Annotated in this window: 19 protein-coding genes and 1 pseudogene; 11 read left to right on the forward strand and 9 right to left on the reverse strand. The window is 58.3% G+C overall.

What is annotated here, in order from left to right:
* Positions 1-282: 282 nt before the first annotated feature.
* A complete protein-coding gene (locus G3O01_RS07500; protein ID WP_241023756.1) occupies positions 283-2,247 on the forward strand; it encodes a sigma-54-dependent Fis family transcriptional regulator in 1,965 nt (654 codons plus the stop codon).
* Between the two features lie 815 nt (positions 2,248-3,062).
* On the opposite strand, the gene G3O01_RS07505 is transcribed toward G3O01_RS07500, so the two are convergent.
* The 3 genes from G3O01_RS07505 to G3O01_RS07515 form a co-directional block, all read right to left on the reverse strand.
* Positions 3,063-4,013 (reverse strand): nucleotidyl transferase AbiEii/AbiGii toxin family protein, encoded by a 951-nt coding sequence (locus G3O01_RS07505; protein ID WP_205803898.1) that lies wholly within the window; start codon positions 4,011-4,013, stop codon positions 3,063-3,065.
* Positions 4,010-4,498, reverse strand: coding sequence for a helix-turn-helix domain-containing protein (locus G3O01_RS07510; protein WP_205803899.1), 489 nt, complete (start codon positions 4,496-4,498; stop codon positions 4,010-4,012). Before G3O01_RS07510 ends, G3O01_RS07505 begins: the two co-directional genes overlap by 4 nt.
* Before the next feature lie 113 nt (positions 4,499-4,611).
* A complete protein-coding gene (locus G3O01_RS07515) occupies positions 4,612-4,911 on the reverse strand; it encodes a hypothetical protein (RefSeq protein WP_241023757.1) in 300 nt (99 codons plus the stop codon).
* 287 nt (positions 4,912-5,198) lie between these two features.
* Between G3O01_RS07515 and G3O01_RS07520 the strand changes: the two genes are divergently transcribed.
* Positions 5,199-5,579 carry a YkvA family protein gene (locus tag G3O01_RS07520; protein ID WP_205803901.1) on the forward strand — a complete coding sequence of 127 codons (381 nt, stop codon included), beginning with the start codon at positions 5,199-5,201 and terminating at the stop codon, positions 5,577-5,579.
* A 188-nt stretch (positions 5,580-5,767) separates the two neighbouring features.
* On the opposite strand, the gene G3O01_RS07525 is transcribed toward G3O01_RS07520, so the two are convergent.
* Together G3O01_RS07525 and G3O01_RS07530 are read right to left on the reverse strand one after the other, a co-directional pair.
* Entirely contained in the window at positions 5,768-6,580 is an 813-nt protein-coding gene (locus G3O01_RS07525) for an alpha/beta hydrolase (protein WP_205803902.1), read from the reverse strand.
* Between the two features lie 26 nt (positions 6,581-6,606).
* Positions 6,607-7,140, reverse strand: a complete 534-nt coding sequence (locus tag G3O01_RS07530) for a 2,4'-dihydroxyacetophenone dioxygenase family protein (protein ID WP_205803903.1) — start codon at positions 7,138-7,140, stop codon at positions 6,607-6,609.
* A gap of 221 nt (positions 7,141-7,361) precedes the next feature.
* Here G3O01_RS07530 and G3O01_RS07535 point away from each other — a divergent pair, with 221 nt between their 5' ends.
* The 3 genes from G3O01_RS07535 to G3O01_RS45170 all read left to right on the forward strand — a co-directional run bounded on the left by G3O01_RS07535 (position 7,362) and on the right by G3O01_RS45170 (position 9,149).
* Positions 7,362-7,985 (forward strand): TetR/AcrR family transcriptional regulator, encoded by a 624-nt coding sequence (locus tag G3O01_RS07535; RefSeq protein ID WP_205803904.1) that lies wholly within the window; start codon positions 7,362-7,364, stop codon positions 7,983-7,985.
* Between the two features lie 90 nt (positions 7,986-8,075).
* Positions 8,076-8,798 (forward strand): SDR family oxidoreductase, encoded by a 723-nt coding sequence (locus G3O01_RS07540; protein WP_205803905.1) that lies wholly within the window; start codon positions 8,076-8,078, stop codon positions 8,796-8,798.
* Positions 8,799-8,957: 159 nt separating this feature from the next.
* Positions 8,958-9,149 (forward strand): amidohydrolase family protein, encoded by a 192-nt coding sequence (locus tag G3O01_RS45170; RefSeq protein WP_346779159.1) that lies wholly within the window; start codon positions 8,958-8,960, stop codon positions 9,147-9,149.
* A 41-nt stretch (positions 9,150-9,190) separates the two neighbouring features.
* On the opposite strand, the pseudogene G3O01_RS07550 reads toward G3O01_RS45170, so the two are convergent.
* Positions 9,191-9,913: pseudogene (locus G3O01_RS07550) on the reverse strand (IS6 family transposase).
* Between the two features lie 102 nt (positions 9,914-10,015).
* Here G3O01_RS07550 and G3O01_RS07555 point away from each other — a divergent pair.
* Entirely contained in the window at positions 10,016-10,270 is a 255-nt protein-coding gene (locus G3O01_RS07555) for a hypothetical protein (RefSeq protein ID WP_241023759.1), read from the forward strand.
* Positions 10,271-10,448: 178 nt separating this feature from the next.
* On the opposite strand, the gene dapB is transcribed toward G3O01_RS07555, so the two are convergent.
* Positions 10,449-11,246, reverse strand: coding sequence for a 4-hydroxy-tetrahydrodipicolinate reductase (dapB, locus tag G3O01_RS07560; protein WP_205803906.1), 798 nt, complete (start codon positions 11,244-11,246; stop codon positions 10,449-10,451).
* Between the two features lie 230 nt (positions 11,247-11,476).
* A complete protein-coding gene (locus G3O01_RS07565) occupies positions 11,477-12,652 on the reverse strand; it encodes a fumarylacetoacetate hydrolase family protein (RefSeq protein WP_205803907.1) in 1,176 nt (391 codons plus the stop codon).
* Between the two features lie 131 nt (positions 12,653-12,783).
* Between G3O01_RS07565 and G3O01_RS07570 the strand changes: the two genes are divergently transcribed.
* Positions 12,784-13,539 (forward strand): IclR family transcriptional regulator, encoded by a 756-nt coding sequence (locus G3O01_RS07570; RefSeq protein ID WP_205804092.1) that lies wholly within the window; start codon positions 12,784-12,786, stop codon positions 13,537-13,539.
* Positions 13,540-13,730: 191 nt separating this feature from the next.
* Here the strand turns inward: G3O01_RS07570 and G3O01_RS07575 are convergent, their stop codons facing one another.
* Positions 13,731-14,822: a substrate-binding domain-containing protein gene (locus G3O01_RS07575; protein ID WP_241023760.1), complete on the reverse strand. Its 1,092-nt coding sequence runs from the start codon at positions 14,820-14,822 to the stop codon at positions 13,731-13,733.
* A 447-nt stretch (positions 14,823-15,269) separates the two neighbouring features.
* Here G3O01_RS07575 and G3O01_RS07580 point away from each other — a divergent pair, with 447 nt between their 5' ends.
* From G3O01_RS07580 to G3O01_RS07595, 4 genes are all read left to right on the forward strand, one after another.
* Positions 15,270-16,472 (forward strand): CoA transferase, encoded by a 1,203-nt coding sequence (locus G3O01_RS07580; RefSeq protein ID WP_205804093.1) that lies wholly within the window; start codon positions 15,270-15,272, stop codon positions 16,470-16,472.
* 105 nt (positions 16,473-16,577) lie between these two features.
* Positions 16,578-17,939 carry an MFS transporter gene (locus G3O01_RS07585; RefSeq protein WP_205803908.1) on the forward strand — a complete coding sequence of 454 codons (1,362 nt, stop codon included), beginning with the start codon at positions 16,578-16,580 and terminating at the stop codon, positions 17,937-17,939.
* Between the two features lie 110 nt (positions 17,940-18,049).
* The gene (locus G3O01_RS07590; RefSeq protein WP_205803909.1) at positions 18,050-19,039 is read left to right on the forward strand and encodes a D-2-hydroxyacid dehydrogenase family protein; all 990 of its coding nucleotides are present in this window, start codon (positions 18,050-18,052) and stop codon (positions 19,037-19,039) included.
* A 73-nt stretch (positions 19,040-19,112) separates the two neighbouring features.
* Positions 19,113-19,361 carry a hypothetical protein gene (locus tag G3O01_RS07595; RefSeq protein ID WP_205803910.1) on the forward strand — a complete coding sequence of 83 codons (249 nt, stop codon included), beginning with the start codon at positions 19,113-19,115 and terminating at the stop codon, positions 19,359-19,361.
* Positions 19,362-19,363: the final 2 nt, after the last annotated feature.

The raw sequence follows: 19,363 nt of genomic DNA on the forward strand, positions 1-19,363 counted from the left end.
AGAAAGATGTACAGAAGAGCCTGGCGAGGAGCCGCAGCGTGACGTGAGGGCCGTATTTTCCCCAAAAGACTTGTTGAAGCTCTGAGCATATACTGGGTGCGCGTCAGCTTTTTGTGTCTGAAAAGTAGAAATCAGCAACACACGTCCCACCATAACATTCTAGCTAGTCAGGACGGAGCCAGCCGCAGAGCCCGGTTCCGCGTTGACCGATCGCCCAAGGAGGAAGTTGTGGCGAGGAGACATCAGCTTGGCAGCATGTTGGGTCTAGGTGATCAGGTTGCGATGCGTGGCATCGTGGCCGACGCGCAGCGCGCCAGCCTCCGTCATTCCGACCGGGGCACGATGCTCGCGTGGGAGCGTTTTCTGGCGGGCGAGCCGTCGACCTCCGCTCCCCCGGCGCTTCTCGACTCATGGCAACGCAGCTTGCGATCCGGCGTGAGTCCGACTGCCGTCTCGGCACCCATCGCGGTACATGGGGACGACGTGGCAGCGCTACTCTGGCGCCATCGGGATTTGCTGGCAGCAGCAGACCGCCTGTTCACGGTGACCGCAGATCTTTTTGCCGATTCACATTCAATCCTGCTGCTGACCAATCAGGACGGCGTCATCCTTAAAGCGGCCGGCGATTTGCGCATACAGGCAGCCGGCGAAAAAATCCATTTGACGATTGGCGGCGATTGGGGCGAGGGCAGTGCGGGCACCAATGGTATCGGCACCGCGCTGGCAACCCGTCAGCCAACCTATATCCATGCGTCGGAGCATTTCTGCGAAGGCATCAAGTCATGGAGTTGCGCGGCAGCGCCGATATGCGAGCCCGGCACGGGCGCGGTGATCGGTGTACTCGATATATCCGGACCGCCTTCCACCTATCAGATCAATAACCTGACGTTGGCCGTGACCGCCGCGCGGCAGATCGAAATGGTACTCGCCGAGCAGGCCGCGCGCGAGCATATGCGTTTATTGGCCTTCTGTCTGCAGCGGATGTCGTCGTCCGATGCCACCGGGATGGTTGCCATAGACCGCAGTGGCCGGCTCGTGCACACCACGGGCAGAGTCAGTTTGCCGGTCGGTATTGGCGAGCGCTTCCCGGGGATGAGCGAGAGCTCCGCGGTGGAAGACTGGGCGCAGCATTTGCCTGCAGGATTGAACGCCGAATGGTTCAACCCGGTCGTCGTTGACGGCGACACGATTGGGGCGATGCTAGTCGTGCCCGTTCGAAGCCGAGCCCTCAACGTGCGGGTCGCCGTGCGCCACGGAGAGGCTGATCCGCAGCGCAACTGCTTCGCGCAAATTCAGGGGCAAAGCTCCGCGATGCAGGCCGCGATCAATCGCGGGCGTCAGCTCGCCAGCAGGCGCGTACCGGTGCTGATCGAGGGTGAAACAGGGGTTGGCAAGGAACTGTTTGCGCGCGCGATTCATGGTGAAGACGGCGAAGGCGGTCCCTTCGTCGCGTATAACTGCGGGGCGGCTTCGCGAGAACTGATTGCCAGCGAGTTGTTCGGTCATGTGCGCGGCGCATTTACCGGCGCGACATCGGAAGGGCGTCCCGGCCGGTTCGAGCTGGCTCACGGTGGGACGCTCTGTCTCGACGAGATCGGTGAGATGCCGCTCGATCTTCAACCCGTTCTATTGCGGGTGCTCGAAGAAGGCGTGACCTATCGGCTTGGCGACACGCAGCCGCGCCGCGTCGACGTGCGTCTGTTAGCGATGACCAATCGCAATCTGCGAGAAGAGGTCGAGTCGGGCCGCTTTCGCCGCGATCTTTATTACCGGATCAGTGTGACACGGCTGCGTATTCCGCCGCTGCGCGAACGGGACATCGATATTGATCTGCTGGTCGAGCACTTCAACCGGAAGCTTGCCGTGCGTCACGGTGTGCCCGAGCGAAAATTCAGCGCGGAGATCATGGCGCTGCTGCGTGCCTATTCCTGGCCCGGCAATGTCAGAGAAATGCGCAACGTGATCGAGAATCTGCTTTTGACGTCGAGCGAGCCAGCCGTGTCGCGCGACGATTTGCCATCCGAATTGCTCGATGGCATCTCAACGTCTGGGTTGACGGAGCCGCTGCTGGACGATGGGTCAAGTCTTGAGGCGACAGAACGTCTCGCCATTGCACGGGCCGTGCACAATACGCACGGCAACCTCGCGCAAGCCGCGCGCGCTCTCGGCGTCTCGCGCAGCACACTCTATCGCAAGATCGAACTGTATCAGCTGGAAGGTATCGTCAAACCGGCGGCCAAGGGTTGAAGCTCACGTGAACCGGCGCGGTGATGTCGAAGAAATTCTCGATGCAAATGGGAGGCTTCGGGCTATGGCGATTGACGGACCGAGGTAGTTTGGGGTGTTGCGGGAAGCGAGGTTAGACACGATGCAGGATGCGGGCTGGTGCTGTGCCGAAGTGGTGCAGTCGCACAATCGTGATGGAGAATCGGATGAGAGCGGAACCGTTAACGGACATAATAGCGTTTCTGTCGACGCGGTTAGCCGAATTAACGCACATTGTTCATCACATAGATTGAGCGAGCGGATTGAGCACGGATGCAGGTGCACGGCGTCGCGCGACCTGGCATACAGCCAAAGGTGCGGTTGATCCGGCCGCATCTGCGTTTGGCTTCAGGCGGAAGAGGAACTTCCAAGGGAGCAGGGGGAAACTGTCGACTAGGATAGTGGTCGGCTAGCCTCGCCTCGGCGCTTTGCGTTTCGAGGGAGATGACCAGGAAGTGGCCGATGGACGGATGATACGTCGTGGATAGTGGCAGGCGGCTGCTGCCGCGGCCTCGAGTCGCTTTTGACGCAAATCCCGCGCGATCCGGTTGCGGCACTTCGCACGAGGATTGGGCCGTTCCCTGAGTAAGTCGACGTCGAGGTAGGACTGGATGACAGGGTTGACCGCCCAAGGGCCGGTATTAGGTAATCAGGGCGGTCGGCACAGCGCACTTTAGCTGATCCTTTTAGTCACCGAACAACCATACGACTCACCATAATCTTATTTTAGCATTTAATTATTAGGAGTCATATGCAAAGAGATCGATTGGTTGACGATGTTGGTTTGGGCCAGTCGCTCACATGTGCTTGGTCCTGACGGCTTTCTGAGCAGGCGTGACGGCCGCTCGCCCATTCCGATAGCGTATCCGGAGCAACCCGTCGCCCGCTCGAATATCGCGATCTAATCGTTCAACTTCGTGCACGAGCGCCCGATTGTGTCCGATATCCTGCACCGCGTGCCGCTCGGTGAGATGGATAATCGGACCGCCATATTCACCCTCAGTCATATCGATTTGCTGCCAGGTTAGGTTATGGGCCGACACGAACGCCTCGGCCTCACTGGCGGACCTCTGTCGAATGGCGTCTAATTCCGCAAAAAATGTGCGGACGACGCTTACTGCCTGATCGAACGTTGGAGTGTAGTTCAACATTTCGATTGAGGCGAAGCGCTCTTTCATCGCGAGGGGCGGTGCGTCGAGCGCATCAGCAAGTGCGTCCAGATGCCGGTACATGAACGGTCGCACGTGTTGCAGCGCGTTGGGCTCGCGCTCCACGACCATCGACAGGTCGAACAGGTCGCGGGCGGTTCCCTGGTTTCCCCTGTGATACATCTTCTTCGCGACAATCTCCGCGGCGGTCTCAACGCGAACGGGACGCTGGCAAAGCTCCCACGTTTCAAAGGCATGCTCATCAGGCAACAGGTTGGGGGAGGCAACGAAGTCGATCTCGCCCTCATCCAGATGCAATTTCACAAAGTTGGACGCCTCTGTATATTGTGAGTCGCATAGGGTATCGGCGACATCGCTGAGGCGGGGCGTTACGTATCCAAGCGCCTGAGGATCGGGCACAAAGAAATCAATGTCTTTGCTGATGCGATGCCCGTGCCGAAGCATCAGGACTGTGCCGCCCCCAAACGTAAAAAACGGATCGGATACGCCGCCGTGCTTCGAAATCTCGTCGACAAGTGTCAGTGCCTTCAGGAGCAAAGTCTCCCAAGGGCCCGCCGGAAGCTCTTTCGGCTGGGTCATGCCCACAGATCCTTCCGGTTAATTGAATGTCGCTGCGCGAGGCGTGCGACATTCGCCCATATCTCGGAGGGCGCGCGGTGCTCCAGTTGGGCCGCTTCCTCAACCGCCATGACCACGTAGTCGAGTGGTGACTCGTCGAGAAAGTGGCCAACGTGCGCCTCGAAGCCCGGTGGCACCTCAGCCGTCGCGAGCGCCTGCTCCAGCATGTCCGCGGACAACTCTCCGCGATAGCTGACGCTGGCGTTTTTCGCTGCCATCCATAGGCCACGCTTACGTTTGCGCGCCTCCGCGCTTGGAGAAAACGACAGTCCGAGGACGCCCAGAGTCCGCATAACCCGGTCAAAGCCCAGATCTTGCAGCGTGCCGGCTTCAAGCGCCTGAATGGTGCGACGGGACAGGCCGGCCATTTTTGCCAGACGTTCTTGTGTCAGGCCCAGTGACCGGCGCCGTTCGCTGATCGTCTTGCCAAGTGTGCGGATGTCCATGATCGCGTCCCTCCGCCTTGAGTATAAGCCGACTGGTCGGAAGGCGCAAAATATTGCGCATTAGCGGTCCAGTGATATCCCGCTCGAACCATTACTTGACATAATTTTATTTATCAACGTTTTGGGGCCAGATCATCCAAGTCCTTCAGACCGTCTTCGGCCCAGCTCAGAAAAGCCTGCACCGCCAGTCGCACGTCGTCCAGTCCCGCAGGATCGTCAACCGCCTTCAGGTCGTGCACGATGATCTTCCACGCCTTGCCCGTCGTAACGAATCGCTTGAGCAACCGGCGACGGTTTTCCATGAGATGTATCTTGAGGTCGTCAGCAATCGGAATCTGCATGTCGAGCGATTTGCGCCACATCTCCATCGACGCGAGCATGAAGTCGGGATCAAACTCCACGACGATCGGCATGTATCGCCTGGTTGCGTCTTCCATCCGTTAGGCACGCTCCGTTCAGATTGCTTGACGCGTGGCTTCTGCGTACGGACCACGCGACCGGCGACGGCCATCCTGCAAGCATGACGCCGTTCGGTTCCCGCCACGATAGCATGGCACCAGGCGGCGCCGGCAGGCGGTCCAGTACACTGCGCTTCTGGCCACGTCATGAGCGGCACGCACGACGGACACTCAGAGATATCGGGTCCGGTGAGTTCGTTCATGCGTCTTTCGACGCACTGACCACTGGAGCACAACGGCGGATGCGGCAATCACTTATGGCCTGGGCGACGCGGCTCAAGCGCGACATCGTCACACTTATGTTTGCCAGTCGTGATCCTGCCACACCCCTGCTGGCGAAACTTCTCGCAGTAGCAACGGTTGCCTATGCGCTCAGCCCTGTCGACCTGATTCCCGACTTCATACCAGTCCTCGGCTATCTGGATGATCTGGTTCTGGTGCCGCTCGGCATCTGGCTTTGCCTGATCCTCATCCCGAAGGCAGTCATCGACGCCAATCGTGCCAGGGCCGAAGCCTGGTTGGCTGGCGATCGTGTGAAGCCTAAAAGCATGCTCGGCCTTGTCGCAATTCTTGCCGTCTGGGCGCTCTGCGCCTGGTTGTTGTGGCGTTGGCTCGCACGATGAACCGATCGCGCGCCTCGACTGGGGTAATCGTCGTCTACCCCATACAGGCGTGCCGCTGACGCTCCGCTGGCGGTTCATGGCTTCTTCTGCCGGCCGAGGTGTCTAAACCACTTCCGGCCCTATCGTCACGAGCACGCTGCACGTCACCTTGCACAGATCGAACGAATACCCCACGTCCAACACGAGTCTTACGCAAAGAACTCGATCATCGAGCGTGCCACTGCCGAAGCATCATTTTCCGTCGGAATATGGTCGGCCCGCGGAATTCTCACCAGCGTCGATTGCGGAATCTGCGCGACAAACTGCTCTGCGTGCTGAACCAGTTGAAACGAGTCATCCTCGCCCCAGACCAGCAATTTCGGCGTCTGCGATACGCGCAGTTGTGGCACCAGCGCCATCGTATAACGGCTATCCGCAGCGCCCGCCAGTGCGAGCCACGAGCGGGCTACGCGTGCGTCTTGCCACGGATCCAGGTATTCGCTGATTTCCTCTTCGCTCGCGGGACGCCCAAGCGCAGTCACCACTGACTTGCGTCGCGCAGCCAGCACCTCATCATGTGTCGTCGCTGCCGCGACGGCCGGGTCTCGGAAACGCGCGACGCCCGGCACAGGCCACGAATCGAACATCACGGCATTCATCAGCGCGAGTTTCTCGACGCGTATCCTGCCATCCACGAGAACGTGTTGCGCCACGCCGCCACCGATATCGTGACCCGCCAGCAAGATCGGTTCGTCGATACGCAGCGCCTGCAAGAACCCGGCGACCCAATCCGCGAGCGCGGGAATCGAGGCCGTCTCCACGGTCAGTTCGCCAGCCGAGCGGCCGAGCCCCGGAAAATCCACCGCAATCGCGCGAAAGCCGGCGCTTGCCAGATCATCCATCACCGGTTGCCAGACACGGCTCCAATACGTGCCGTGAAGCATGAGGACCACGGGACCGCTTTCGCCCGCGGCAAGATAGCTGGCCTGTGTGCCCGCCACATCAACAGTCAATCGTTTCACTTCAACTGCTCCTTTCTGCGCTTTCGTTAGCGGATAAAACGCTTCACATAGTCCGCGCCGAGACCAATCGCTTCGTAATGCTTGCGCGCCGCATCGATCTTCGTGAACACATCTTCGTAGCCTTCGGCAACGCCTTGCGGATCGACATACGTGTAGCCGCCCGTCACATGGAACCAGGTGATCATCTCCGGGACGTCGTCGGGCACATACAAGGTGTGCGTTTCTCCAGCCGGTTCATGCGCATAGCTCCCCTGTTCGGCGATCCATTCATGTTCGAGGTAGTACCAGCGCCCTTTGAGCACCAGCGCATGCACCGGCCCCGTGTGCCGATGGCGCGACAGCACGCCCGACTGACGCACGCGCAGCAGGTTCACGTAGTAGCCCTGGCTTGCGTTCAGCAAAAGGGGCTTGAACGAAACCGTAGATGTAGTGGGCACCCACAGGTTGTCATCCTCCAGCCAGCTATCGAGCGCGCCCAGATGGACGAGGTCCGCAGCCATGTCTTGCGGCTGGGGGTGTTGATAGGGAATAGCCTGTTCGTCGGGTTTTCGTAGGTTCATTTCAGCTTTGCCTCTGTTCGGTTCGGGTACGGGATACTTCACGCTTCAATATTGACATCTCAGTCAATCTTGACAGTGATGACAATCATAGGCCGAAAATTGGCATCGTGCAGACAACCTGTCGGATTCGAATGTGCACTCTCAAACACGTTTTGTATCACTCGATATACAATTTGCCAAATGCATGAACGACGACGTTCATGCAACGCAGGAGCCCAATCATGGCAAGACCAAGAGAGTTCGATGAAGAGCGCGCGCTGGAAGCGGCGCGCGACGCGTTCTGGGAACACGGCTACGAAGGCACGTCCACACGCGACCTGGTGAAGTACACGGGGATGACGCAGCCGAGCCTCTATAACGCGTTCGGCGACAAACGCGCTTTGTTTCGCCGCGCGCTCGAACATTACCTCGATCACACGCTGAGAAGCCGGCTCGAAAGGCTGGAACACGAATTCACGCCTGCACTGGCTATCACCGCCTATTTCGCGGAAATCATTCAACGCAGCGGATCGGACATCGGCCAGCGCGGCTGCATGATGGTCAATGCGATACTCGAAAAAGACCAACACGCCGACGGTTTGCAGGAAGCCATCGCGAACGAGCTAGCCGAGATACGGGGCTTCTTTCTGCGCAGCATCGTTGCCGCGCAGAAGCGCCGCGAAATGCCCAAAGGCGTGAGTGCCGCCGACGCGTCCGCGCATCTCCTCACGCTGCTGTTGGGCATGCGCGTAATCGCGCGTATCGGTCCCGATCTCAAGCTATTGCGCTCGGCGGTGGAAGTATCACTGGCCACCCTCGGTTTGCCATCTTTACAGCAAGTAAAAACCGCCAGGCCGAACAAATGACTTTTTCGCCTCACGGTGAAATGTGCCGCCACGACGTGGCCGAGCAACCGTGCATCTCTACTTTGTCTTTTTCTCTTTTAGTGAAGCATCATGACGCAACGTACTTTTCTTATCACCGGCGCGAGCAAAGGCATTGGCCGCGCGCTGTCCGAACGGCTCGCCCGCGCAGGTCACCAGGTTGTCGGCATCGCACGCCGCACCGATGATCCGTCCTTCCCCGGCACGCTCGTGAGCATCGATCTCTCGGATCGCGAGGCAACCGACAAAGGCCTGCGCGAACTCGCGTCGCGCTTTGCATTCGACGGCGTCGTCAACAACATGGGGTACGTGAAGCTCGCCCGCCTTGGCGACATCGAACTGGACGATCTCGACCGCACGTTCAGCACCAATCTCGTGCCCGCTGTGCAAACGGCTCAGGCATTGCTGCCGAACATGAAGGAAAAGGGCTGGGGCCGCATCGTCAATCTGTCGAGCCTGGTAGTGCTGGGCGTAGCACAGCGAAGCACTTATGCCGCCGCCAAGAGCGCGATGATCAGCTTCACGCGCACGTGGGCGCTCGAACTCGCCGACTCCGGCATCACCGTCAATTCCGTTGCGCCTGGACCGACGGAAACGGAGATGTTCCGTGAAAACACACCTGTGGGCAGCGAAGCGGAGAAGCGTTTCCTGTCGCTCGTGCCGATGAAGCGCTTCGGCAAACCGGACGAACTCGCCGCGAGCGTGGAGTTCTTTCTTTCGGAGCCGGCCGGGTTCATCACTGGCCAGACCTTGTATGTCGACGGCGGCGCGTCGATCGGCAAGGCAGCGATCTGATCGCATGCCCCGCGCGATTGAACCTCAATGCGCCGCTTCGCACTCGCGAGCGGGCGTCGACGCGAGATCGCGCCACACAGGCTGCCCCGGTGCGTAACGGGTGCATGAAGGGGACTTCCCGTCCGTACGCTGCGGCGGACGCCCCGAATCGGCATCAAAGTGCCCTCCTCAGCCTATCGCAGCGTGGACGGCGCAAGCGGCACGGAAAACGGAATCGCATTGGCTGGAGCGCTGATAGACGCATTCGGTGCGCAACGGCTCGTGTGGGGCAGCGACTGGCCACATACACAGCATCGCCATCTGATCGATTACGCTGAAGCCGCGAACGCGGTGCAGGTTGTGTCGCGTTAAGGGCGATGAGACGATCAGGAGACCGAGATGAAGAGGATTGCTTACGTCACGAGAGAATAGAATTCTTCGGCTGCAGTCGAGGCGGCGCCATCGTAACACATCTGCCCCTTGCGGATCATGTGCGCGACCTCTATGCAAGACAGGATGATTCACGCACAGTGGAAATCCTTGAATCCCATCATCGGTTTGATGATGCGTTTGATGGCATGGTGATCCTGCTCGACGACGTTGTTCAGGTATTTGTTTTGCCGAACCTTGATCGGCGTTGAACGCTCGGCATTGAGCGCTTCAAGCGCAGCCAGATTCGCACCGCTCTTGTCCACGGTAATTATCTCGGGCTCGCCGTTCTTTTCAATCGCCTTCTCGAAGTAGCGGCGAGCAGCGGCCCTATCACGATGGGCGCGCAGCAGGAAATCCACCGTATTGCCCGCCTTGTCGACGACACGGTACAAGTATTTTCATTGGCCTTTGACCTTGACGTAGGTCTCATCGACGCGCCAGCTCTTGCCGACAGGCCGCTTGCGTTTGCGGAATGCTTTTTCAAACACAGGCAGCAGCTTGATAACCCACCGGTGCACGCTGGAATGATCCACATCGATGCCCCGCTCGGCCATCATTTCCTCGCGATTACGTAGGCTCAGTGAGTACGCCACGTACCACCGGACGCACAGCAGGATCACGTCCAGCGGGTAGTGCAGCCGCTTCAGTATCTTGCCAATGCCAGCGGGCAGCGTTTTGCGCGGCGTCTTCGTCTTTTCCATCATGCTTGTCATGCGTTGCGGTCGACGGATTTTACTTGACCGCGTTAATGCGACAAAACCCTGCTGCGTGCTGACGAGGATCTGCGGCAGATCCTCGGGTATCGCGTGCCACGCAAAGTCTCCAATGCGCTGACCGTGCAGTACGACCTGATGTATCTGCTCGATGACACGCCCGTTAGTCGTGGGCTGATGCATGAATACGTCGAGGTCGTTGATTACCCCGACGGCGCCATCGAGGTCCAGGCCAGTGGTATGACGCTACCGTACCGGCAATACGATCGCATCGCACGGGTCGATCAGGGCGCCGAGGTCGAGAACAAGCGGCTCGCGAGCGTGCTGGAGGTGGCCCGTTGCGTATAGGCGATCCGTGACGATCGCCAGGCGGCGGGCTCTAGAAGCATCGGCTAGGCACGTGTGCACGATGGTCGAGAGTCGGAACCCGGCTGACGAAACCGTAATAGCCGATGGTCTGGAAGAAATTGATGATGACGTGTAGCCACTTCACTGATTCCAGCGCGTGCAACGGGTTTCTTGCGAATCAGCTATCACCCAGGACGTCACCCATATCGAACAACCCCGAGTCCCGCCCCATCAGGAAGCGCGCAGCCCGCATCGCACCGCTCACGTATGGCAATCGGTTGAGCGTCTTGTGTGTGATTTCAATCCGCTCGCCATCGCCGATGAACAACACGGCGTGCTCACCCACGATATCGCCACCTCGAATGGCCGAGAACCCTATCGTGGAGGGAACCCTCGGCCCGGTCATTCCTTCTCTCGCAAACACGGCTCGATCGGCCAGATTGTGGCCAAGGGCTGTAGCGATGGTCTCGCCAATCGTCAATGCTGTTCCAGAAGGTGCGTCCACCTTGTAACGATGGTGAGCTTCGACAATTTCGATGTCATAGCCCTCGGCGAAGTTCTTCGCTGCTAGCTCGATAAGCCGAAGCGTCACATTGAGGCTAGCGCTCGTGCTCGACGCAAACATCACGGCGATTTTCTTCGACGCTGCCTGTATCAGGTCCAACTGCGCGGCATCGAAGCCCGTCGTCCCGATAACCATCTTTACGCTGTGGCGCTGCGCTACATCCAGATAAGCAAGCGTCCCCTCTGGCCGGGTGAAATCAAGCAGGACATCGGACGATGACAGTACAGCGTCAGCGTCGTTAGAAATAACAACACCTGTCGTCTTGCCGACAAATGCACCAGCGTCCTGTCCCAGAGCGTAGCCACCCTCCTTGCTCAGCGCACCGACAAGCGTTGCGTCTGATGCATTCAAGACAGCGTCAATCAGCATCCGGCCCATTCGACCCGTGGCGCCCGCTACTGCAATTCTCATCAAAACTCTCCGTGAAGCTCGGTGAGGTCGGCCCATGACACCCGGTTGACGGTACACGGACCCCGAGATGTCATTTAGCGCCGCAGACGCATATCGGCCAACGCATCCTTTTGGACAGCGCCCAGCGCGCGCTGATGTCAAACCCGCAATTTCGCGCAGTAGCCGCGGCCGGGGTAACAGGACGCACCAACTCCAGCCATCCGTCCGCCCGTCTTGGGAGACGTTCGATGCTACTGGTTCATCAGGCCCCGTGACGTCAAATTTTCGTACAAGGCGCGTACACCAAAGGTCCACGGGGTAATCTCGTCAGACCGGCGGACGGTATTGACCAACGCACCCAATGACGGTGCCGAAATCGTAACTACATCCCCCAAGTGATGCGTAAAACCGGCGCCCTTGGCGTCCCGGTCTTTGATTGGCGAAAACATCGTGCCGAGGAATAACATGAAGCCGTCGGGGTATTGATGATGCGGACCATACGTCTGGCTCACCAGGTCAGCAGGATCGCGACTCATCTCGCTCATATGACTGACGCCCTCGAGGACGAAGTCATCGTCACGCCCTTCAATCTTCAGCGACACGCTTTCCTTTTGGATGGAATCAAGCGTGAAATGCTCGTCAAAAAGACGAACAAACGGTCCGATAGCGCAGGAGCCGTTATTGTCCTTTGCCTTCCCCAGCAACAAGGCGCTACGGCCTTCAATATCTCGCAGGTTGACGTCGTTTCCCAGCGATGCGCCCACAATCTGGCCAACGCTGTTGACAGCAAGAACAATCTCCGGCTCAGGGTTGTTCCAGACGGATGTCTTGTAGAGCCCGATGTCGGCGCCGAGGCCAACGGCGGACATCGGCTGCGATTTAGAGAACACCTCCGCGTCGGGGCCAATGCCAACTTCCATGTACTGCGACCAAGCGCCACGTCGATCCATCTCTGCTTTCAGCTTCTGCGCGCTTTCGGAGCCGGGCTTAATTTTTGAGAGGTCAGCACCGATCAGCGTATTGATCGTCTCCCGGATTTCCTTCGCCTTGCTCGCATCTCCGCCGGCCTGCTCCTCAATCACGCGCTCAAGCAGACTGACAGCAAACGTCACACCGCACGCCTTGATTGCCTGGACGTCGCAAGGCGCAAGCAGCCTGAGTCCCGTGGCATTCGGGTCGAGGCTTTTCGCAATTAGCGCGCCCACGCTCCCCAATGATTCGCCCGGCGCACTGCGGGCAATATAGAGCGCGTCGTTGCTGTCAAAAAGGTCTGCAGTTGTCCGTACAGTGCTGGTGATATCGAAGACTTCACTTTGTCGAATTGCAATCACTGCCGGACCGTCATGCGGCGCAGGGCGCCACACCCGACCCACAAGTACCGCCCGCTCCCCATCTGCAGGGAGGTAACTATTGGGAGAAATGGTCATATACGTTCGTCGCCCATCACGGAGAAGAAGCGCGCATCCTATGCCTCCGGATATGGGCCGTCCAATCTGCTGTTAATATGTCCAACAGGTTGGACACGCGGTAAGTCAACTTGCAACTGGATGCTATCGTGATGGAAAAGGCGTATGAAGTGCCGGCGCTGCGCCGTGCCCAGGACATTCTCGATGTTTTAGCCAATGCCAGAGAGCCTGTTCGTGTGGCGACGTTGCGCGAGGCAACAGGGCTGTCGCGCAGCACCCTCTATCTTCTGCTGGATTCATTGCAGCGACAGCATTGGGTAGAAAACCGCGGTGACGGCTACCTCATCGGAGTGAAGCTTTTTGAGCTCGGCAATGCGTATGTGCGTCACGATGGCTATCAATCGGTGTTCCGAGCGCTGGCAGCGTCTTTTGTAGCGACACACGACGAGGTCGTTCAATTGGCTACGCTCGACGGCACTGACGTCGTTTACATTGCCCGCGAAGATTCCCGACGCCCTGTCCGTCTTGTATCAGACCTCGGCTCGCGGCTGCCAGCGCACTGTTCCGCGTTGGGGAAAGCGCTACTCGCGACGCTATCTGATGCGGAATTGATTGAACTGCTCCCGGAAAGACTCACCGCAATGACTCCACGAACCGTCACCCGACGCACCGCCCTGCTTCGTGAGCTCGAAGTTGTTCGTGAAACGGGTCAAGCAAGCGAGCACGAAGAATCGGCCGCCGGGCTAGCCTGCTTTGCCGCGTATGCGGGGCAGACTGCGTTCGGAAAGAGGCTCGCAGTTAGCACGAGCATTCCGACCGGCCGAGTCGAACATAAGCGCGAGAAGCAAATTCGTCTCGCTATCATGCGGATGGCAGTACAAATCGGTGCTCGGCTTGCCAGTGCTTGATGAATCACGCAACAAACCCCACGAGGGTGGCACGCGGGCGGAATAGGTGTCTAACGCTATCGGCGTAGCCTTTCGCACCAGTACGAAGATGCTTATAGCTGGCAATATGAAGGAACTCCGCAAGTCGGCCGCCGAGCGTGTCGCGAATGGCAAGATGTCGGATAGCTCCCAGATGAATCTCGAACGCTTCTTTACATTAGCGTCAATCGTCGCTGCGGCGCCGCGCAAGAACCCCTCATCACAAGTTCAGCGTCGACAGTCAGTCTCCGTCGCGGCAGCTTTGGATTGTCCAGCCGCTCCATCAAAAATCGTCCCGCAGCCTTGCCGAGTTGGTCATGGCTCCAGCGAACCACGGTGAACGCAGGTGTCGCGAGAAGCGCAACGTCGCTATCCGCTCCGGCGATAACCGATAAGTCTTGCGGTATGACAAGTCCCCGTTCGCGCGTTGCTTGCATGACCCCCGGAAGCAGAGAGGTGCCGCCAGCAACAATAGCCGTCGGTGGTTCGGCTAGCTCCAGTAGATTACGAGTCTCTGTATAGCCAGCATCTCGGGCGAACGTGGCGTGCCGAATCAACTCAGGTTCCAAACTCAGCCCGCGTTCCTGGAATGCATCGCCGAAACCCTTCAGGCGACTTTGAGTGGGATGCAGACCAGGCTCACCGGAAATGATTGCAATGCGACGATGTCCGAGGTCGGCGAGATGATGCACCGCCTGTCGAACACCTGCCGCGTGATTGACCGTGACCGAATCAAGCTCGGCAGGCATTTCACGGTCTAGCAACACGATCGGGAACGGTGCCTCCTGCAACATCGTCAGAAGCGCTGGGTCCTCCTCCGATGACGTGGCGATGACCAGACCGTCAATGCGTCGCTGCTGGAACCCCTGCAACAGTTCTAATTCCCGCTTGACGTCGTGATAGCTGGAGGCAACCATCAGCGAAAAGCCGAAGCCTTCAATCTCCTTCTGCATCGAGTCGACGAACATACTCAGCACAGGGACAGTGAAATCACGCATCACACAGGCGAACGTCATCGACCGGTGATTGCGCATGCTCTGGGCAACCATATTCGGTACATAGCCGAGCTCAAGGATGGCGGCCTTCACCCGCTTACGCGTATCTTCCCGGACGTTCGGATGCTCGTTTATCACGCGCGAAACGGTTCCCAGCGCTACATTCGCCAGAAGCGCCACGTCGCGGATTGAGGGCTTGCGCTCATCGTCAGCGGACGCAACGGCTGCCGATGTCCGGCGTGTAGAACTGCCTTTCGATTCTGTGCTCATTCTGTGGGCATAAGCCTTCGTCAAACAAAAGTGGAATAGCTCTGTATGCCCGCTCACCGGCCCCATCGCTCAAGCGTGTAAGGTCCGGGAAAGCCAGCAACTGGCGCGATGCCCGACCCTACGCGGCTCAGTGGCGGTCGAACTTCTTCCGACCATCGCCTTGTTTCGCTTTCGTTTTGCTGAATTTGGTGAAACGTTCCCAATTTTCCCGGCTGCATCTGCTTTGTCAAGTAACGCGACCTAGATTCCCGGCTTCGCCCCCCAGGTCGCGCTGGACGGGAGTCACCGGCCCCACGAGAACATCGAATCCGCAACCTCTAGGGAACCACCGCCTTGACAAGGCTGATTGACGCTCTAATATTGGAAACGTTTCATTTAAATCGCTCGACGAGGAGATGTAGGCATCATCTCGTCTGAAGTTTAATTTTGGAAACGTTTCATTCTAATTTGCGAGATACCGTGAGCATACGAAGGCTTCCGCTTGAGGGCATTTGCGTGGTTGAGATTGGACACAGCCTGGCCGCACCGTACGCGGGAATCATCTTCGCGCACCTTGGTGCGCGGGTCGTGAAAATTGAGAACGCTGCCCAGGGCGACTACGCCCGCGGATGGGGGCCACCCTTCATCGATGGTGCCTCCGCACTCTTTCATGCGATGAACCACGGCAAGGAAAGCATCAGCGCCGATTTCAGCGACCCTGCTTGCACAAGACTGATTCGAGAGTTCATCGTCGCGAGTGCCGACGTGGTCCTGCAGAACCTGAAGCCCGGCAACCTTGACCGCTACGGTCTTGGGGCGAAGGACATGACGGAACTGTGTCCTTCCCTCGTGTATTGCAACCTCGGAGCCTTCGGGGCCACCGGCCCGTTGCGAAGCAAACCCGGATATGACCCGCTGGTGCAGGCCTACAGCGGAATGATGAGTATCGTTGGGCACGCCGACGATGCGCCCAGTCGCGTCCCGGTATCAATCAATGACATGGGCACAGGCATGTGGGCGGTCATTGGCGTCCTGGCCGCGCTCCGGGACAAAGACCGCGGCGACCCCGAACGCGGCCAGATTGTCGACGTGTCGCTCTATGAAACCGCCCTCGCGTGGATGACGGTGCCCCTCTCGGACTGCCTTGCTGGCGGCCCGGAACCCGCGCGAATCGGGTCAGGCAGTCCGAACATCGTGCCTTATCAGGTTTTCGACTGCGCCGATGGCGCAATCCTCGTCGCCGCAGGCAACGACACGCTGTATCGACGTCTGTGCAACGTCATGGACCTCCCTTCCCTTGCCGATGACCATCGATTTGCGACCAATGGCGACCGCGTCCTGAACCGAAAGGCGCTGATTCCTCTTCTGGAAGCCAGGTTTGCTCAAACGCCCGCGAGCGACTGGCTCCGTGTACTCGAGGCCGAATCGATTCCGTGCGGTCCGTTACAGACGGTCGATTGCGTGGTCAAGGACGAACAGACCATGTCGCTCGACATTCTTCGAGAGACGCCTGACGGACGAACCAAAACTGTCGCACTGCCCGTTTCCTTCGATGGTCGACGACCACCGTTGCCGGGCAACACACCCGCACTCGGCGAGCACAACCATCTGCTGACGATACCGCCAGCAGACAACCTGGCCGACGACCTCGTGCGACAGGAATGCGACTGACGCGAGTTGTATCCGTGGCGATTTAATTTCATACACACTTCCATCAAGGATTCCTGGACGTTGGCCTCATAAGGCAGACGAATCGGGACAATCAGGAGACAGCAATTGAACCAGACCTTTCTTGAACCCACTCCGGCGTCGTCGGAAGAACTGCCGTCCGCGGCGGTCGTGAGCGCAGACGAGCGCAGGCTTTATCTCCGGGTCGCTCTTCGCATCGTGCCGCTCCTTTTCGTTTGTTATGTGGTCGCTTTTCTCGACCGCATCAACGTCGGCTTTGCGAAACTGCAAATGCAGGATGCCCTCGGTTTCAGCGACGCGGTTTACGGTCTGGGCGCTGGCATCTTCTTTCTCTCGTATTGCCTTCTTGAAGTGCCGAGCGCCCTGCTCCTGAAACGCATGGGAGCAAAAAAAACCATCGCTCGAATCATGATTTGCTGGGGTATCGTCGGGACCTGTACGGCGTTCGTCACCAATGTGACCGAGTTCTACATCATCAGACTGCTACTTGGAGTCTTCGAGGCCGGATTCTTTCCCGGCGTGATTTTCTATCTCAGCTCGTGGTTTCCTGAAAACCGGCGTGGCGTCATCATCTCCTGCTTCATGGTTGGCTTTCCGATTGCAGGTCTGGTCGGCGGCCCCATCTCCGGATGGGCGATGACGAGCCTGGCGAACGTTGCCAACATGGCCGGATGGCAATGGCTTTACATTGTCGAGGCATTGCCAGCAGTCGCCCTCGGCATCGTCACGCTGTTCATCCTCGACGACAACATCGACAAAGCAAAATGGCTCACCGAAGCAGAAAAGAACACGCTGCGGGAGGGGTTCCGCGTCGAAACTGAACGCAAGCGCAAGAACAATCAGCACGGGCACGGGACACTCGCGCAGGCCCTCGCAGACCCAAAGGTCTACATGCTTGCGTTTATCGATTTCGCTTTTGTTTGCGGCACCTATTCGGTCACCTTCTGGTTGCCGACCGTCATGAAGAGTTCAGGTATTTCCAACCTCTCGCAACTCGGTTGGCTCTCCGCTATCCCCTACGGTATTGGCGCGATCGGTATGGTCACTATCAGCCGGCACTCGGACCGGATGCTTGAGCGACGCTGGCACGCAACCATCGCCGGCGTGATAGGCGCGATAGCCCTCCTTTTTGTGTCGCAGTCGATGAGCTCAGCGGTAGTGACAATCGCATTGCTGACTGTCGCGTGTGTCGGCATCTTCGCGATAAACGTGCTGATCTGGTCGATTGCCGCCGACTATCTCCATGGTTCGCCCGCGGCAGCCGGAAGTATCGCATTCGTGAACTGTATCGGCCTGCTCAGCGGGTTCTGCAGTCCATTTGTCATCGGATGGCTGAAAACAGCAACAGGGACACTTAATAGCGGCCTCTATGTGATGACTGCAGTACTGTTTCTCGGAATCTTCGTTATGTTCGTGGGATTCAAGCCTAAGGCTATCAAGACGGCATGAATGCCGATGAACATTGCTGGCACGATGCGCAATAGCAACTATCTTCACCTTTAAACGAATCACCGGGTGCATAGCTGTCGTGCCATCCGGTATCAACAGTAAAGAAACTCATGCACAAAATCGCAATTCTCGACGACTTCCAGAAGACCTCCCTGAAGTTCGGAAACTGGGACAACCTGCGCAAGGATGCCGAAATCACGGTATTCACCGACCATATCGATAACGAAGATGCTCTCGTCGAACGACTCCAGCCGTATGACGTCCTGTGCGTCATGCGCGAACGAACCTGGTTTCCACGCAGCGTTCTGTCCAGACTCAAGAACCTCAAACTGCTGGCAAGTACTGGCCCGTGGAACGCCGCCATCGATATCGAAGCCGCGGACGAACTGGGCATCACTGTGTGCGGGACCGCGTCTTCGCTGACCGCAGCGGCCGAACAAACGTGGGCACTCATCCTGGCCGCGGCACGTCACATCCCGAGCGAAGTCACTTCGTTCAGAAATGGTGGATGGCAAGTCTCTGTCGGCAGAGACCTCAGTGGCAAAACCATTGGCCTGCTTGGGCTAGGTTACTCCGGCAGCGTGACTGCACGCGTCGCACAGGCGTTTGGTATGAAGACGATCGCCTGGAGCCAGAACATGACTACAGAATCCGCCGCCAGGCATGGCGCGCAGTATGTATCGAAAGAGGAATTGCTTGCTGCCAGCGATATCCTGTCGATTCACGTCCGTCTATCCGAACGAACACGGAATCTGATTGGTGCACACGAGCTTTCGTTGATGCAACCTCACGCACTTCTTGTGAACACGGCGCGCGGCCCGATTGTGAATGAGGAGGCCCTAATTGCCGCGCTGAATCGCAAGCAGATTGCGGGGGCCGCTATGGACGTCTTCGATGTTGAGCCACTGCCTGCGAATCATCCGTATCGGACCATGGAGAACGTAATCGCAACTTCGCACATCGGATACGTCACCGAAGGTTCGTACGAGTTCTACTATGGTGAATCTGTTGAAAACATCCGTGCCTGGATAAAAGGCGAGCCGATTCGAACGTTGACCGCGGAAAGGCGTGAAATAGCCTACCAGACTACCTCTTCCTGACACGCGAAATCTTGACCGGGAAAATGCGGTTTTCCCTGCCGCATTTTCTTGGCCACGCGTCGCAGTGGGTTATATGAAAGGCGCGACCGCCGCTCTGAAGAGCAATCAAACATCAAACGCTCAAGACCACGACAGCGTCCATCCACGCCTCTCAACGTTGCTAGTTGCCCTTCGCAAGGCAAAGGGCAACGGTATCGACATCAGACCGATTGCTACGATGCGCAATCACAACACGACCGAAGTGTTCGTCGAGGACATGGGGCTCTGTCAGATTCGCGCACGGGTCGCCAGGTGCGCAGGCGGCTGGCGTGCCGCCGTTTAAAC

Source organism: Burkholderia sp. Ac-20365 (genome assembly GCF_017104715.1).
Taxonomy (GTDB): domain Bacteria; phylum Pseudomonadota; class Gammaproteobacteria; order Burkholderiales; family Burkholderiaceae; genus Paraburkholderia.

Excerpts from the sequence above, each read along its gene's own strand:
- G3O01_RS07500 (WP_241023756.1), top strand. The coding sequence starts at position 283 with ATGCGTGGCATCGTGGCCGACGCGCAGCGCGCCAGCCTCCGTCATTCC.
- G3O01_RS07515 (WP_241023757.1), bottom strand. The coding sequence starts at position 4,911 with ATGCCGATCGTCGTGGAGTTTGATCCCGACTTCATGCTCGCGTCGATG.
- G3O01_RS07570 (WP_205804092.1), top strand. The coding sequence starts at position 12,784 with ATGGAAAAGGCGTATGAAGTGCCGGCGCTGCGCCGTGCCCAGGACATT.
- G3O01_RS07590 (WP_205803909.1), top strand. The coding sequence starts at position 18,050 with ATGCACAAAATCGCAATTCTCGACGACTTCCAGAAGACCTCCCTGAAG.
- G3O01_RS07595 (WP_205803910.1), top strand. The coding sequence starts at position 19,113 with ATGAAAGGCGCGACCGCCGCTCTGAAGAGCAATCAAACATCAAACGCT.
- G3O01_RS07540 (WP_205803905.1), top strand. The coding sequence starts at position 8,076 with ATGACGCAACGTACTTTTCTTATCACCGGCGCGAGCAAAGGCATTGGC.
- G3O01_RS07520 (WP_205803901.1), top strand. The coding sequence starts at position 5,199 with ATGCGGCAATCACTTATGGCCTGGGCGACGCGGCTCAAGCGCGACATC.
- G3O01_RS07535 (WP_205803904.1), top strand. The coding sequence starts at position 7,362 with ATGGCAAGACCAAGAGAGTTCGATGAAGAGCGCGCGCTGGAAGCGGCG.
- G3O01_RS07530 (WP_205803903.1), bottom strand. The coding sequence starts at position 7,140 with ATGAACCTACGAAAACCCGACGAACAGGCTATTCCCTATCAACACCCC.
- dapB (WP_205803906.1), bottom strand. The coding sequence starts at position 11,246 with ATGAGAATTGCAGTAGCGGGCGCCACGGGTCGAATGGGCCGGATGCTG.
- G3O01_RS07565 (WP_205803907.1), bottom strand. The coding sequence starts at position 12,652 with ATGACCATTTCTCCCAATAGTTACCTCCCTGCAGATGGGGAGCGGGCG.
- G3O01_RS07575 (WP_241023760.1), bottom strand. The coding sequence starts at position 14,822 with ATGAGCACAGAATCGAAAGGCAGTTCTACACGCCGGACATCGGCAGCC.
- G3O01_RS07505 (WP_205803898.1), bottom strand. The coding sequence starts at position 4,013 with ATGACCCAGCCGAAAGAGCTTCCGGCGGGCCCTTGGGAGACTTTGCTC.
- G3O01_RS07510 (WP_205803899.1), bottom strand. The coding sequence starts at position 4,498 with ATGGACATCCGCACACTTGGCAAGACGATCAGCGAACGGCGCCGGTCA.